We start from the raw sequence: 14701 nt of genomic DNA, 5'->3' as shown, positions 1-14701 counted from the left end.
CCTGGCGGCCCGGCTCTCCGTCGGCCCCCCTCCCGGCACACCGACGGCCGCCCGACGCGCGTCCGGGACGCGCGTCGGGCGGGGGTGTCAGTCGGAGGAGTCCTTCGCCATGCCGTCCTGGATGAGGTTCATCACCGAGCTGTCCGCGAGGGTCGTGACGTCCCCGACCTCGCGGTTCTCGGCGACGTCGCGCAGCAGGCGGCGCATGATCTTGCCCGAGCGGGTCTTCGGCAGCTCCGGGACGACCATGATCTGGCGCGGCTTGGCGATCGGCCCGATCTGCTGGGCGACGTGGTTGCGCAGCTCCTGGACGGTGTCCTCGCCGTGGTCCTCGGCGTCGCCGCGGAGGATGACGAAGGCGCACACGGCCTGGCCGGTCTGCTCGTCGGTGGCGCCGACGACCGCGGCCTCGGCGACCGACGGGTGCGACACGAGCGCGGACTCGATCTCGGCGGTCGAGAGCCGGTGGCCGGAGACGTTCATGACGTCGTCGACCCGGCCGAGCAGCCAGATGTTGCCTGATCCGTCGTACTTCGCCCCGTCACCGGCGAAGTAGTACTTCTCGCCGAACCGGCTCCAGTACGTCTCCTTGTACCGCTCGGGGTCGCCCCAGATGCCGCGGAGCATCGACGGCCAGGGCTTGGTGAGGACGAGGTAGCCGACCTTCTCCGGCTCGGTGAAGGGGTTGCCGTCGTCGTCGAGGATCTCGGCCGAGATGCCCGGGATGGGCTTCTGGGCCGACCCGGGCTCGAGCGTCGTGACGCCCGGCAGCGGGCTGATCATGATGGCGCCGGTCTCGGTCTGCCACCACGTGTCGACGATCGGGGCGGTGTCGTTCCCGATGTGCTTGCGGTACCAGAGCCACGCCTCCGGGTTGATCGGCTCGCCGACGCTGCCGAGGACCCGGACCGAGGAGAGGTCGAACTTCTGGGGGATGTCCGCGCCCCACTTCATGCACGCGCGGATCGCGGTCGGGGCGGTGTAGAAGACCGAGACGCCGTACTTCTCGATGATCTCCCACCAGCGGCCCTGGTGCGGGGTGTCCGGGGTGCCCTCGTAGAGCACCTGGGTCGCCCCGTTCGCGAGCGGGCCGTAGACGATGTAGCTGTGGCCGGTGACCCAGCCGACGTCGGCGGTGCACCAGTAGACGTCGGTCTCGGGGTGGACGTCGTGGACGACGGCGTTCGTGTACGCCGCCTGGGTGAGGTAGCCGCCGGAGGTGTGGAAGATGCCCTTCGGCTTCCCCGTCGTGCCCGAGGTGTAGAGGATGAACAGCGGGTGCTCGCTGTCCATCGGCTGCGCCTCGTGGGTGTCCGGCTGGTCGTCGACGACGTCGTGCCACCACACGTCCCGGCCCTCGGTCCAGTCGACGTCGCCCTCGGTGCGGCGCACGACGAGGACGCTCTTCACCGGCCCGTCGTCGGATCCGACGTCGAGCGCCGCGTCGACCGCGGCCTTGAGCGGGGCGGGCTTGCCGCGGCGGAACTGCCCGTCGGTCGTCACGACGACCTTGGCCTCGGCGTCGTCGATGCGGGTGCGCAGCGCCTCCGCCGAGAAGCCGCCGAAGATCACCGAGTGCGGGGCGCCGAGGCGGGCGCAGGCGAGCATCGTGACGACGGTCTCGGGGATCATCGGCATGTACACCGCGACCCGGTCGCCCTTCTCGACCCCGAGCGAGGTGAGGGCGTTCGCGGCCTTCGCGACCTCCTTTTGGAGGTCGGCGTACGTGATGGTGCGGGTGTCACCGCCCTCGCCCTCGAAGTGGATCGCGACGCGGTCGCCGTTGCCGGCCTCGACGTGCCGGTCGACGCAGTTGTACGCGACGTTGAGGGTGCCGCCGACGAACCACTTGGCGAACGGGGCCTCGCTCCAGTCGAGGGTGGTGTCGAAGTCGCTCGCCCAGCTGATGCGCTCGCGGGCCTGCGCCGCCCAGAAGCCCTCGTGGTCGGCCGCGGCGTCGTCGTACATCTGCGCGGTGCCGTTGGCCTGCGCGGTGAACTCCGGGCTCGGGCTCAGGTCCATCTCGTGCAGGTGGCTCGACAGGCTGTCGTCGGTCACGGGTCGGTCCTCCTCGTCGTCGAGTGTTCTCCGCCCCAGCCAACCCGACCGGGACCCCGGAGGCAACCGTCCGGTCGGGGGGAGGGGTCGAGCGGCGAGGGCGGTGCGCCGAGCGGGTCGGCCCGGCGGTGCGGGTCGTCCGGACCCAGCGGGTCGTCGGTGGACAGGTTGACCAGTGGTCCGCGCGATGCGGTGGTGAAACTGTGGGCGCTGTGCCCATCGTGTCGAACGACGGTTCCCCTCGCCCGGCTCCCGTGGTTCGGTGATGACGGCCCACGAGGCCACCGACCACTCACGAGGAGGTGAGCGCGGTGTTCGAGGAGGGACAGCTCTACTCGGCCGTGACGCAGGACGCCGACGGGACCGTCGAGGTCCATCTCAGCGACAACCACCCCGGGCTCCACGACGCCGGGTACCGGGCCCGCCGCGGGGAGATCGCCGCCGCGTCCCTGGCCCACGAGCGCGGGACGCCGCTGCCGACGATCGACTACTCGCAGGACGAGCACGACATCTGGCGCGTCGTCTGCCGCGAGCTCGCCCCGAAGCACGAGCGCTACGCCCACCCCGAGTTCCTCGCCGGCAAGGCGGCGCTCGGGCTGCCGACCGACCACGTGCCGCAGCTCGACGACGTCACCGCGCTCCTCGAGCCGCTCACCGGCTGGTCCTACACCGCCGCCCCGGGCCTGGTCCCGCTGCGCGACTTCTACGGCGACCTCGGTCGCCGGACCTTCAACTCGACGCAGTACCTGCGGCACGGCAGCAGGCCGCTCTACACGCCGGAGCCGGACATCATCCACGAGGTCGTCGGGCACGGGAACCAGCTCGCGAGCCCCCGCTTCGCCCGGGTCACCGAGGCCGCCGGTCTCGCCTCGCTGCGCCTCGAGACCGACGAGGCGATGAAGTTCGTCGCTGACGTCTTCTGGTTCTCCATGGAGTTCGGCGTCATGGCGCACGGCGAGGACCTCACCGCCTACGGCGCCGGCATCCTCTCGAGCTACGGCGAGATGGACGAGTTCCGGCAGATGGAGATCCGCCCGCTCGACCTCGCCGCCATGGGGACGCTCAACTACGACATCACCGCCTACCAGCCGGTGCTCTTCCGGGCCGAGAGCGTCGACCACCTCGAGGACGTCGTCGGTCACTTCTTCGAGACCGTCGACGACGACCTCGCCGCCCGGCTGCGGGCGCAGGCGTCGGCCTCCGTGTGACGACGCCGCCCCGGCCCGGCGCGGCGCCCCGCCGCCCCGGCATGATGGCCCCGTGCGCGCGCTGAGGAAGACCGCCCCGGGGCCCGGCCTCGAGCTCGTCGAGGTCCCGGAGCCGGAGTGCGGGCCGAAGGACGTCCTCGTCCGGGTGATGCGGACCGGCATCTGCGGCACCGACCTGCACCTCCAGGCGTGGGACGAGTGGGCGGCCGCGACGGTGCGCACCCCGCTGACCCTCGGGCACGAGTTCTTCGGCGAGGTCGTCGAGGTCGGCTCCGACGTCGACCACGTCACCGTGGGGGACCGGGTCTCCGGCGAGGGGCACGTCGTGTGCGGCCACTGCCGCAACTGCCGCGCCGGGCGCCGGCACCTGTGCATCAACACCGTCGGCATCGGGGTGAACCGGGACGGGGCGTTCGCCGACCTCGTCGCGCTCCCGGCGAGCAACGCGTGGGTGCAGCCCGCCGACCTCGACCCCGACCTCGGTGCGCTCTTCGACCCGCTCGGCAACGCCGTCCACACGGCGCTCCAGTGGCCGGTCGTCGGCGAGGACGTCGTCATCACCGGCGCCGGGCCGATCGGCGTCATGGCGACCGCCGTCGTCCGGCACGCCGGGGCGCGGCGGATCGCCGTCACGGACATGTCCACCGACCGCCTCGCGCTCGCCCGGGCCGCCGGGGCCGACCTCGCCGTCGACGTCTCCGCGGGCCAGACCCTCGCCGACGCCCAGGCCTCGCTCGGGATGGTCGAGGGGTTCGACATCGGGCTCGAGATGAGCGGGGCCCCGGCGGCGGTCGAGGACCTGCTCGCCAACATGAACCACGGCGGCCGGGTCGCGATGCTCGGGCTGCCGAAGGACCGGTACGCGGTCGACTGGGGCCGCGTCATCACGCACATGATCACGCTGCGCGGCATCTACGGCCGCGAGATGTTCGAGACCTGGTACCTCATGGGCTCGATGCTCGCGTCGTCGCCGGCGCTCGCGGACGCCGTGTCGTCCGTCGTCACCGGCCGGTACCCGGCGCACGCGTGGGAGACCGCGTTCGCCGAGACCGGTTCGGGCCACGGCGGCAAGGTCGTCCTGGACTGGACCCGATAGAGAGAGGCACGAGCGATGTACGGAGCGGTCAAGGAGCAGCTCGCGGCGACGCTGCGGGAGATCGAGGACGCCGGCCTCCGCAAGGGCGAGCGCGAGATCACGACCCCGCAGTCGGCGCACGTCGGCACGACGGCGGGGGAGTCGCTGAACTTCTGCGCGAACAACTACCTCGGCTTCGCCGACCACCCCGACGTCCTCGCCGCCGGCCGGGACGCCCTCGACACGTGGGGCTTCGGGATGGCGTCGGTGCGGTTCATCTGCGGCACCCAGACCCAGCACACCGCCCTCGAGGAGCGGCTGTCGGACTTCCTCGGGACCGAGGCGACGATCCTGTACTCGTCGTGCTTCGACGCCAACGGCGGTGTCTTCGAGGTGCTCTTCGGCGCCGAGGACGCGATCGTCTCCGACGCCCTCAACCACGCCTCGATCATCGACGGCATCCGACTGTCCAAGGCCGCCCGCTACCGGTACGCCAACGCCGACATGGCCGACCTGCGCACCCAGCTCGAGGCCGCCCGCGACGCCGGCGCCCGGCGGACCTGCGTCGTCACCGACGGGGTGTTCTCGATGGACGGCTCGTACGCGCCGCTCGACGAGATCTGCGACCTCGCCGACGAGTTCGGCGCCATGGTCCTCGTCGACGACAGCCACGCCGTCGGCTTCGTCGGCGAGGGCGGTCGCGGCACGCCGGAGCTCTTCGGCGTCGCCGACCGGGTCGACATCGTCACCGGGACGCTCGGCAAGGCGCTCGGTGGCGCGTCCGGCGGGTACGTCGCGAGCCACCGCGAGGTCGTCGACCTGCTCCGGCAGCGCTCGCGCCCCTACCTGTTCTCCAACTCCGTCGCACCGGTCGTCGTCGCCGGCTCGATCGCGGCGCTCGACCTCGTCGCGTCGTCCGCCGAGGGGCGGGAGCGGCTCGCGGCGAACTCCGCGTTGTTCCGGGAGCTGATGACCGAGGCGGGGTTCGAGCTGCTCCCCGGCAGCCACCCCATCGTCCCCGTGATGTTTCCCGGCGAGGACGGGGCCCGGCAGGCGACGCGGATCGCCGACCACATGCTCGAGCACGGCGTGTACGTCATCGCGTTCAGCTACCCCGTCGTGCCGAAGGGCAAGGCGCGGATCCGGGTGCAGCTGTCCGCGGCGCACTCCGAGGAGGACGTCCGGCGCTGCGTCGAGGCCTTCGTCGCCGGCCGCGACGCCGTCGCCCGATGAGCTAGTCCCGGCGGGTCCGGCGCGGCGCCACCCGCTCGGGGGAGTGCAGCCGGACGAGGACCCGTGCGGTCGAGACCGGCACCCGGTGCGGCGTCGCGAGCGAGACGAGCACCGCCGTCGCCGTCGCGAGCGGGACGGCCCACAGCGCCGGGTTCGCGAGCAGCGCGCCGGTCCAGCCGCCGAGGTCGCCCCGCACCATCGTCGTCCCGAGCGCCACGGTCGTCGTCACGGCGCCGACCACGACGCCGGCGAGCGCCCCGACCGTCGACAGCCGCCGCCACCACACCCCGAGGATGATCAGCGGCGCGAACGTCGCGGCCGCGACGGCGAACGCCAGGCCGACGGTCGTCGCGAGGCCGAGCGGCTCGATGGCCCGGCTCAGCACGTAGGGGAGGAGGACGGCCAGGACGGCCGCGTAGCGGAAGCCGAGGATGCTCGTGGCGTCGCCGCCGGTGATCCGCGCGAGGCGGGGGCGCAGCACCTCCTGGTCGATGACCCCGGTCACCGAGACCGCGAGCCCGGACGCCGTCGACAGGAACGCCGCGAACGCCCCGCCGGCGAGCATCGCGCTCAGCAGGTCGGCGCCGAGGCCGTCGAGGGTCGCGCCGGGCAGCCGCAGGACGATGGAGTCCTCGCGCACCCCGTCGGGCAGGGTCGGGAAGACGACCCGGCCGAGGGCGCCGTACACCGGGGGCAGGAGGTAGAACATCCCGAGGAGGGCGAGGACGGTGACGGTCGTCCGGCGGGCGCCGACCCCGTCGGGGTTGGTGTAGTAGCGCACGAGCACGTGCGGCAGCCCCATCGTCCCGAGGCTCAGGGCGAGCACCGTCGAGGCGGTGCGGTACACGGCGTGGTCGTCGGGGCTGCCGTTCGACAGCGGCTCGTGCCACGAGGGCGGGACGACCGGCGCCGGCTGCCCCGCCCGGAACCACAGGAAGAGCAGGACGAACGCCGGGACGGCGAGCGCGGTGAGCTTGACCCAGTACTGCACGGCCTGGACGAAGGTGATCGAGCGCATCCCACCGGCCCCGACGGCGAGGGCGATGACGACCATGACGACGAGCCCGCCCACCCACGGCGGCGCCCCCGTGACGAGCGTCAGGGTGAGCCCCGCGCCCTGGAACTGGGGGACGAGGTAGAGCCAGCCGATGGCGACGACGAGCACCGACGAGACGACCCGCACCGCCCGCGAGCCGAGCCGGGCCTCGGCGAAGTCCGGCAGGGTGTAGGCCCCGGAGCGGCGCATCGGGGCGGCGACCATGACGAGCAGGACGAGGTAGCCGAGGGTGTAGCCGACGGGGATCCACAGCATCTCGACGCCGCTGCCGTAGACGAGCCCCGCGACCCCGAGGAAGCTCGCGGCGGACAGGTACTCGCCACCGATGGCCGAGGCGTTGAGGCGGGGCGAGACGGTGCGGCCGGCGACGTAGAAGTCGCTCGTGCGCCTCGAGAGCCGCAGCCCGAAGCCGCCGACGACGAGCGTCGTGACGCAGACGAGGACGACGGCGGCGAGCGAGAGCGGCTGGGACACCGGGTCAGCGCTCCTGGACCACGTCGGCGAAGTCGGCCTCGAGCCGCTCGCTCTGCCGGGTGTACCAGCGCGCCAGCAGCCACGCCGTCGGGTAGACGGCGACCCCGAGGACGAGCCACGGCACCCGCACCCCGAGCAGGGTGGCCTGCGACGTCGCCGGCAGGAGTAGGAGGGCGACGGGCAGGGCCGCGACCCCGGTGACGGTGAGCGCGAGGACGGCGAGCGACAGCCGCAGCTGGGCCCGCATGAGGCCGCCGAGGTAGACGTCACCGAGCGCGGTCTCCTCCTCGAGCTCGGTCGTCACCGGGCGGGGGGCGACGGGGGCGGCCCGTCGCCGGGAGCTCGTGACGCGCACGCGCGCCGCGGGCTCGTCGGGGCCGGCCACCGTCAGCCCCCGGCGCGGCGCTCGCCGATGGGACGGCGCAGCAGGGTGTCGCGCAGCTCCTTGGTGTGGCGGCGGCTCACCTGCAGCTCGACGTCGCCGACGAGCACGGCGCAGCGGCCGTGGTCCATCCGCACCTCGCTCACGTGCGGGAGGGCGACGAGGGTGCTGCGGTGGATGCGGACGAACCCGTGCTCGGCCCACTTCTCCTCGAGCACGCTGAGCGGCACCCGGACGAGGTGGCTGCCGCCCTCGGTGTGCAGGCGGGCGTAGTCGCCGTGGGCCTGGGCGTAGCGGATGCGGCTGCGGCTGATGAACCGGGTGACCCCGCCGAGCTCGACGGGGATCGTCTCGTCCTCGACCGCCGGCGGCGCCGGCTCGGGGTGGCGCCCGTCGGAGCGGTCCCGCTGCTCGACGACCCGGCGCACCGCCTCGGCGATCCGGTCGTCGCGCACCGGCTTCATCACATAGTCCGTCGCGTCGAGCGCGAAGGCGTCGACGGCGTGCCGCTCGTGCGCCGTGACGAAGACGACCTGGGGCCGGACGGCGAAGCGGCTGATGACGCGGGCGAGGGCCATCCCGTCGAGCCCGGGCATCGAGATGTCGCTGAAGACGACGTCGACGTCGCGGGTGTCCAGCAGCTGGAGGGCGTCGGTCCCGCTCGAGGCGGAGAGGACCTCCGCGACCCGGTCGTCCCGGTCGAGCAGCCAGCCGAGCTCGGAGAGCGCGGGGAGCTCGTCGTCGACGACGAGGGCGACGAGTCCGGCACCGGCGGAGGACATGGGCGGAAGCCTACGACCAGCCCCGGTCCTGGGCGTGGACCCCGGGTGCGAACTTCGGCACACGGAAGGTCACCTTCGTCCCGGCCCCGGGGGCGGTGTCGACGACGAGGCCGAACTCGTCGCCGTAGACCTGGCGCAGCCGCGCGTCGACGTTGCCGAGGCCGACCGAGTCCCGGGTGGAGGCCCCGTCGAGGACGGCGCGAACGGTCTCGGGGTCGGTGCCCACGCCGTCGTCCTCGACGGCGATCTCGGCCTCCGTCCCGAGGTCGGTCGCGGTGATCGTCACCCGGCCGGGGCCCTCCTTGCCCGCCAGGCCGTGGCGGACGGCGTTCTCGACGAGCGGCTGGACCGCGAGGTAGGGGAGTGACACCGGGAGCACCTCGGGGGCGACGAGGAGGGAGACCCCGAGACGGTCGCCGAACCGGGCCTGCTCGAGGACGAGGTAGCGTTCGACGTTGCGCAGCTCCTCGGCGAGGGTCGTGAACGTGCCGCCGGTGCGCAGCGCGTAGCGGGTGAAGTCGGCGAAGTCGAGGAGCAGCTCGCGGGCCCGGTCGGGGTCGGTGCGCACGAACGAGGCGATCGCCGCGAGGCTGTTGTAGATGAAGTGCGGGCTGATCTGCGCCCGCAGCGCCCGCAGCTCGGCCTCCATGACCCGGTTGCGGGTGCGGGCGAGCTCGGCGAGGGCGAGCTGGCTGCTCACCCAGGCCGCGACCTCCTCGGTCGCCTTCGTGAGGCCGGGCGAGGGGTTCTCGGTCCACGCGGTGAGGGTGCCGACGACGAGGTCGTCCGTCACGAGTGGTGCGGTGACGGCGACCCGGATCGGGCAGAGCGGGTCGGTGCAGGCCACGGCGTCGGCGCGGTGGGCCACGGTGCGGCCGCTCTCCATCGTCCGCTCCACGAGGGGCTCGACGAGCCGGCGGTGGTGCTCCCCTGCGCCGGTCCAGGACAGGCACGTCCCGCCCCCGGTGATCGACACGGCGTGTGCCCCGAGGATGGACAACAGGTGGCGCCCGGCGCGCTCCGCCGACTCGGCCGTCAGGCCGTCGCCGAGGTGCTGGGAGGCCAGCGAGGCGGTGTGCAGCGTCGCGTACGTCGCCCGGTCGGTCGCGGAGATGAACCCGCGTCCCCGGCTGCGGCGCAGGAGGAGGACGGCGAGCCCGAGGAGCAGCCCGAACCCGGCGACGAGCACCGCCGTCGGCCAGTGGAAGCTGCCCGTCATGGGCACACCCTAGGCTGCTCCGGTGCCCGTGACCCCTGGCTCCGAGAGCCCCGCCGTGGCCGCCGTCACCCGTCTCGCCGAGCTGCCCGGCGTCCCCGAGCGCGTCGAGGCCGCCCGGGAGGCCTGCACCCGCCTGCGCTGGCACCAGGCCCTGCGCCGCCGCATCCCCGAGGCGGCCGCGGAGTCCCGGGTCCGGGGCGCCGCCTTCAGCGCCGAGCTCGAGGGGGCGTCGCTGCCCACCGACGTCGTCCGCGACGTCATGCGCGGGGCCGCGACGTGGTCGCCGGACCCGGACCCGGTCGAGCGGGCCGTGCGCGGCGTCGTCGCCGCGACCGCCGAGACCGAGGCGCTGGCCGCGGTCGTCCTCCGCTCACCGCTGCAGGCCCTCGCCCGGCTGCACACCGTCTCGACCCGTGGGACGGTGCCGGACGAGGCGCTCGGCCGGCCCCGGCTGCCCGGGGAGGACGCCGTCGAGCTCGCCGAGGTCGGACCCGCCCCGTCCGCCGAGGTCGTCGCCGCGCGGCTGCGCGACGTCGTCGCGGTGCTCCTCGCGACGCCCCGCCTGCCGGTCGTCGTCGCGGCCGCCGTCGTCCACGCCGAGCTCGCGACGGTGCGCCCGTTCGTCCGCGGGAACACCGTCGTCGCGCGGGCCCTGGAACGGGCGACGGTGCAGGCCGCGGGCCTGGACCCGACCGGGGTCGCCGTCCTCGAGGCGGGTCACGCGGCGGGTGGCACGGCGCCGTACGTCGGCGCGCTCGCCGCATACTCCCGGGGGGATGCGGCCGGGGTGGGCCTGTGGGTCGGGCACTGTTGCGACGCAGTGCAGGCGGGCGCCACCGAGGGGATGCGGGTCGCCGACGCGGTGCTCGCCGGACGGCTCGCGTGAGGCCCGTCGGAGGCACGCCGCTGAGCGAGTGCTGAGACGGTTCGACGAACGGGTGCCGCGGGCTTGCGTCAAGTGGCAGGGATGGGACACGATTGTCCTACTCGCTCCCCTTCGGGGTCGAGCGAACGGCGAACCGGCTTCTCCCCCCCGGAGCTCGGCTCGCCGACGGCCCCGGTTGTCCCCCCGACCGGGGCCGTCCCATGTCCGGGGTCCGTCCGTGGCCCCGGCCGGGTCGGAGCCCGATCGTCGGCGGCGGGTCGGTCGCGGGGACGGGCGCCGGGTGGGCCCGACACCGGGTGCCGTCGGTCGTCCACAGGCGGCTCGCGAGCCCACCGGTCGTCCACAGATCGGTGCCGGGCCTCCTCGGCGGCGAGGTCCCCGGCGAGGCTCGACGCATGCCCAGGACCCCCGCCGTCGCCGTCGTCGCCGCCTCCGGAGGGCTGGGGGCGAGCACCCTCGCCCTCGCCGTCGGGCGACGTCTCGCGGCGACCGGCCCTCCCTCCCTCGTCGTCGACCTCGACCTCGACGGGGGCGGTCTCGACGTCACCGCCGGCGTCGAGCACCTCCCCGGCCGGCGGTGGCCCGGGCTCGCGGGGGCCCGGGGACGACTGCCGGTCGAGGCGCTCGTCGGCTCGCTCCCCACCGAGGACGGCTGCTCGCTCCTCGCGGGCGGCGGCCCGGGTCGTCCGCCGCCGGCGGCGCGCACGGTCGAGGACGTCCTCGCGTCCTCGGTCGCCGGCCGGCACCGGCTCGTCCTGGACTGTCCTCGCGCCTCGGCGCACCTCGCGGCCGTCCTCGACCTCGTCCCGCTCGTCCTCGTCGTCCTCGGCCTGCGGACCCGTGCGCTCGCCGACGCGGACGCGCTCGTCGACCGCCTCCTCGGCGGTGACGACCGCGCGACGCCGGGGCCGGACGTGCGGCTGGTGACCCGCGGGCCCCGGCCCCGCGCCGAGCTGCTCGACGACGTCGTCGGTCACCTCGGCGTCTCCCACCTGGGACACCTCGGCGACGACCCGCGGGTCGTCCGCGACGCCGAGCGAGGGCTGTGGCCCGGCACCGGGCGCGACGAGGTGCGCGTGCTCGCGGACCGCGTCGTCGAGGTCCTCGAGGCCGTGGCCGCGGACGGACCCGCCGCCGTCGCGGACCGCGCGTCGTGACGGGCGGACGGCCGGCGCTCGAGGACGGGGTCGCGCGCTCGATCCGCGCCGGTCTCGGGCCGAGTGCGGACACGATCGCCCGCGTCGCCGCCGAGCAGGCGGCGGTCCTCGGCGCCGACGCGCACCGGGCGACGGCGGAGGCCCTGACGGCCCGGCTCGTCGGGCTCGGCCCGCTCGCCGGGGTCGTCGCCGACGACCGGGTCACCGACGTCCTCGTCAACGGCGACGGCCGGGTGTGGGTGGACCGCGGGCACGGCGTCGAGGAGGCCGGCACCCGGGTCCCCACCGAGGACCTGCGGCCGCTCGCCGTCCGCCTCGCCGGCGTCGCCGGCCGGCGGCTCGACGACGCCCAGCCGTGGGTCGACGGGGTCCTCCCCGGGGGGATCCGTCTCCACGCGGTGCTCCCTCCGCTGGCGGAGGACGGCCCGCACCTGAGCCTGCGGGTCGCCCGGCGCCGGCCGGGTGGGGTGGACGCCCTCGTGCGCTCCGGTGCGGTGAGCGAGGCGGGTGCCGGGCTGCTGCGCGCCGTCGTCGCCGCCCGGCTCGGTGTCCTCGTCACCGGGGGGACGGGTGCGGGCAAGACGACCCTCCTCGGCGGTCTGCTCGCGCAGTGTCCGCCGACGGAGCGCATCGTCGTCGTCGAGGACGTCCGCGAGCTCGACCCCGACCATCCGCACGTCGTGCGCCTCCAGGGTCGCGCGCCCAACGTCGAGGGGGTCGGTGGGGTGAGCCTGTCCGACCTCGTGCGGCAGGCCCTGCGGATGCGCCCGGACCGGCTCGTCGTCGGGGAGGTGCGCGGCGCCGAGGTCCGCGAGCTCCTCGCCGCGCTCAACACCGGACACGACGGTGGCGCCGGCACCCTCCACGCGAACGGTCCCGAGGAGGTCCCCGCGCGGCTCGAGGCGCTCGGGGCCCTCGCCGGGATGCCGCGGGTCGCGGTCCACGCCCAGCTCGCCGGCGCCGTCGGGGTCGTCGTGCACGTCGTGCGTGACGGGCCGTCGCGGCGGGTCGGCGGGCTCGGTGTCCCCGTGACCCGTCCCGACGGGCTCGTCGAGGTCCGGACCGCCGCCGTGGACAGTCCCGCGGGCGTGCGCCCGGGCCGGGGCTGGGCGACCCTGCAGGACCGGCTCTCCGGTTCGCCGGGCGTGGACGGTGACCGGTCGTGAGCGTCGCGGCGGTCCTCGCCGTCCTCGCCGTCCTGCTGCTGCCGGGCGGAGGCCGGGACGACCGGGCGCCGCCCCGTGCCGGGTTCGTCCGGCGGGTCCGGCTCGTCGTCGGCCGCCTCCGCGCGGTGAGCCGCCCGGCGCCCGGCGCCGACTGGGTCGCCGACCTCGGCGACGTCACGGGGGTCGGCCTGGTCGCCGGCCTCGACGTACACCGCGCCGTCCTGGCCGCGGGCCGCTCACCCGCCGTCGCCCGCGCAGCCCCGTGGCTGGCGGAGCGGGTCGGTGCCGCCCTCCGGGACGGCGGGTCGGTGTCGTCCTGCCTCTCGGACCCGCCGGGTGACCTCACCGCCGCCGCCCGGGACGACCTCGGGGTGCTCGCCCGGGCGCTGCGGCTCATCGAGGAGACCGGCGCACCGGCGTCCGGGGTGGTCCTCGCGGCCGCCACGGCGGTCCGGGAAGGGGCCGCGGTCCGGGCCCGGACGGAGGCCGCCGTCGCGGGACCCCGGGCCAGCATGCGGCTGCTCACCGCCCTGCCGCTCGTCGGACCTCTCGGAGGCGTGCTCCTCGGACTCGACCCGGCGTCGCTCTACGGGTCCCCTGCCGCCCGCGCCTCGCTCGCCGCCGGGGTCGTCCTCACGGCGCTCGGCTGGCTCCTCGCGCGACGGCTCGTCGCGCGGGCACGGCGGCCGCTCGGCACGGACGGGCGGGTCCGGTGACGGCCGCCCTGCTCGCCCTCGCGGCGGTTCTCCTCCGGCCACGTCACCGTCCGTCGTTCCCGGTCGCGCGGTCGGGCCCGTCCGGCCGCGGCGGCGGGGGGACGGCGACGGTCGACGAGGCCGCCGTCGCCCTCGCCATGCTCGCCGCCGTGCTCCGCGGCGGGTCCGGGGCGGTCGAGGCGCTCGAGGCGGTCGCGGCCGTGGACGACGGGCCGGCGGGTGCGGAGCTGGCCGTCGTCGCCGCCGCCCACCGGTGGGGCGAGCCGCCCGCGCGGGCCTGGGAGCACGTCGGGCCCGGATGGGCTCCGGCCGCCGCGGCGTGGCAGGCCGCCCTGTCCGCCGGTGCCGCGCCCTCGGGCCTGGTCGAGGCGGCCGCCGAGCGCGTCCAGGCCGCCGAGGGCCGGCGGGTCGAGGCGAGCATCGAGCGGGCCGGGGTGCTGCTCGTCCTCCCCCTCGGGCTGTGCTTCCTGCCGGGCTTCCTCGCGACGACCGTCGTGCCGGTCGTGCTGCTCCTGCTCGGCGGTCTGCGATGAGCCCCGTCCACAGGCGCCCGGCTCCCTCGCCCACGGTCCACAGATCGCGCGAGGCCCTCGTCCCGGGCGACGGTCCGGGGAAGCGTGGACGGTGGACGCGACGGTCGCGTCCGGAACGAGGGAGGAACGATGACGACACGCACCATCCGCACGCTGCGCGCGGCGGTCCGGCACCTGCGCGACCTGGGGGAGGAGGGCATGACGACGGCCGAGTACGCGGTCGGGACGGTGGCCGCGGTCGCCTTCGCGGCGCTGCTGCTCACCGTCGTCCGGTCGGGGCCGGTCGAGGCCGCCCTCACCGACATCGTCGTCTCGGCGCTCGGGACGTGACGCGAGGCCCCCGTCGGGAGGCCGGGGCGGTCACGGCGGAGATCGCCGTGGCCGTCCCGGCCCTCGTGCTGCTCCTCGCGGTCGCCCTGGCGGCGGTCGTCTCCGGCGTCGACCGGGTGCGCGCCGTCGACGCGGCCCACGTCGGGGCGAGGGTCCTAGCCCGGGGCGAGCCCGCCGCGTCGGCCCGAGAGGCCGCCGAGGCGGTCGCGCCGGACGGCGCCGAGGTCGCGCTCGCGGTCGACGGTGACCTCGTCCGGGCTCGGGTCAGCGTCCGCCTCCCGGCGACGCTGCGTGCCCTGGGCGTGCCCCCACCTCGTCCCGTCACGGCCACGGCGCGGTCCGAGGCGGCGGGGACGAGCCCGTGAGTCGGTGGCCCGCCCGGGCCGGTGGGGTTGCCCGTGGGGCCGGCAGGCGCCCGGGCCGGT

General features: G+C 75.4%; 15 protein-coding genes. 10 read left to right on the top strand and 5 right to left on the bottom strand.

Translation table 11 applies throughout. The features are described from left to right. Positions 1-87 precede the first annotated feature (87 nt). Complete coding sequence (gene acs, locus KC207_RS08855; protein ID WP_211602661.1) at positions 88-2022, bottom strand: acetate--CoA ligase; 1935 nt, start codon at positions 2020-2022, stop codon at positions 88-90. Positions 2023-2360: 338 nt separating this feature from the next. Between acs and KC207_RS08850 the strand changes: the two genes are divergently transcribed. The 3 genes from KC207_RS08850 to KC207_RS08840 are packed head-to-tail and all read left to right on the top strand — an operon-like array spanning position 2361 to position 5574. Then, complete coding sequence (locus KC207_RS08850) at positions 2361-3266, top strand: phenylalanine 4-monooxygenase (protein WP_249138652.1); 906 nt, start codon at positions 2361-2363, stop codon at positions 3264-3266. 52 nt (positions 3267-3318) lie between these two features. Then, entirely contained in the window at positions 3319-4362 is a 1044-nt protein-coding gene (tdh, locus tag KC207_RS08845; protein WP_211602650.1) for an L-threonine 3-dehydrogenase, read from the top strand. A gap of 15 nt (positions 4363-4377) precedes the next feature. Continuing rightward, complete coding sequence (locus KC207_RS08840; RefSeq protein ID WP_211602649.1) at positions 4378-5574, top strand: glycine C-acetyltransferase; 1197 nt, start codon at positions 4378-4380, stop codon at positions 5572-5574. Between the two features lies 1 nt (position 5575). On the opposite strand, the gene KC207_RS08835 is transcribed toward KC207_RS08840, so the two are convergent. From KC207_RS08835 to KC207_RS08820, 4 genes are read right to left on the bottom strand one after another with little or no spacing between them, the layout of a single operon-like run. Further along, a complete protein-coding gene (locus KC207_RS08835; RefSeq protein ID WP_211602648.1) occupies positions 5576-7105 on the bottom strand; it encodes a sodium/solute symporter in 1530 nt (509 codons plus the stop codon). A gap of 4 nt (positions 7106-7109) precedes the next feature. Beyond that, complete coding sequence (locus KC207_RS08830; protein WP_249138651.1) at positions 7110-7460, bottom strand: hypothetical protein; 351 nt, start codon at positions 7458-7460, stop codon at positions 7110-7112. 32 nt (positions 7461-7492) lie between these two features. Continuing rightward, positions 7493-8269 carry a LytR/AlgR family response regulator transcription factor gene (locus KC207_RS08825; RefSeq protein ID WP_211602646.1) on the bottom strand — a complete coding sequence of 259 codons (777 nt, stop codon included), beginning with the start codon at positions 8267-8269 and terminating at the stop codon, positions 7493-7495. A 10-nt stretch (positions 8270-8279) separates the two neighbouring features. Further along, complete coding sequence (locus KC207_RS08820) at positions 8280-9488, bottom strand: histidine kinase (RefSeq protein ID WP_211602645.1); 1209 nt, start codon at positions 9486-9488, stop codon at positions 8280-8282. A gap of 22 nt (positions 9489-9510) precedes the next feature. Between KC207_RS08820 and KC207_RS08815 the strand changes: the two genes are divergently transcribed. The 7 genes from KC207_RS08815 (at position 9511) to KC207_RS08785 (ending at position 14641) form a co-directional block, all read left to right on the top strand. Next, positions 9511-10374 (top strand): Fic family protein, encoded by an 864-nt coding sequence (locus KC207_RS08815; protein WP_249138650.1) that lies wholly within the window; start codon positions 9511-9513, stop codon positions 10372-10374. Positions 10375-10769: 395 nt separating this feature from the next. Beyond that, entirely contained in the window at positions 10770-11531 is a 762-nt protein-coding gene (locus KC207_RS08810) for a CpaE-like family protein (RefSeq protein WP_211602644.1), read from the top strand. Next, entirely contained in the window at positions 11528-12697 is a 1170-nt protein-coding gene (locus tag KC207_RS08805; RefSeq protein WP_211602643.1) for a TadA family conjugal transfer-associated ATPase, read from the top strand. The genes KC207_RS08810 and KC207_RS08805 overlap by 4 nt, the downstream gene beginning before the upstream one ends. Beyond that, positions 12694-13413, top strand: a complete 720-nt coding sequence (locus KC207_RS08800) for a hypothetical protein (protein WP_211602642.1) — start codon at positions 12694-12696, stop codon at positions 13411-13413. The genes KC207_RS08805 and KC207_RS08800 overlap by 4 nt, the downstream gene beginning before the upstream one ends. Continuing rightward, positions 13410-13946 carry a type II secretion system F family protein gene (locus KC207_RS08795; protein WP_211602641.1) on the top strand — a complete coding sequence of 179 codons (537 nt, stop codon included), beginning with the start codon at positions 13410-13412 and terminating at the stop codon, positions 13944-13946. Before KC207_RS08800 ends, KC207_RS08795 begins: the two co-directional genes overlap by 4 nt. A gap of 129 nt (positions 13947-14075) precedes the next feature. Then, positions 14076-14276: a DUF4244 domain-containing protein gene (locus KC207_RS08790; RefSeq protein WP_211602640.1), complete on the top strand. Its 201-nt coding sequence runs from the start codon at positions 14076-14078 to the stop codon at positions 14274-14276. Then, entirely contained in the window at positions 14273-14641 is a 369-nt protein-coding gene (locus KC207_RS08785) for a TadE family type IV pilus minor pilin (RefSeq protein ID WP_211602639.1), read from the top strand. Before KC207_RS08790 ends, KC207_RS08785 begins: the two co-directional genes overlap by 4 nt. Positions 14642-14701: the final 60 nt, after the last annotated feature.

This window comes from Phycicoccus avicenniae (assembly GCF_018139485.1).
Lineage (GTDB): Bacteria > Actinomycetota > Actinomycetes > Actinomycetales > Dermatophilaceae > Phycicoccus > Phycicoccus avicenniae.
This window is presented reverse-complemented; position numbering and strand designations above follow the sequence as displayed.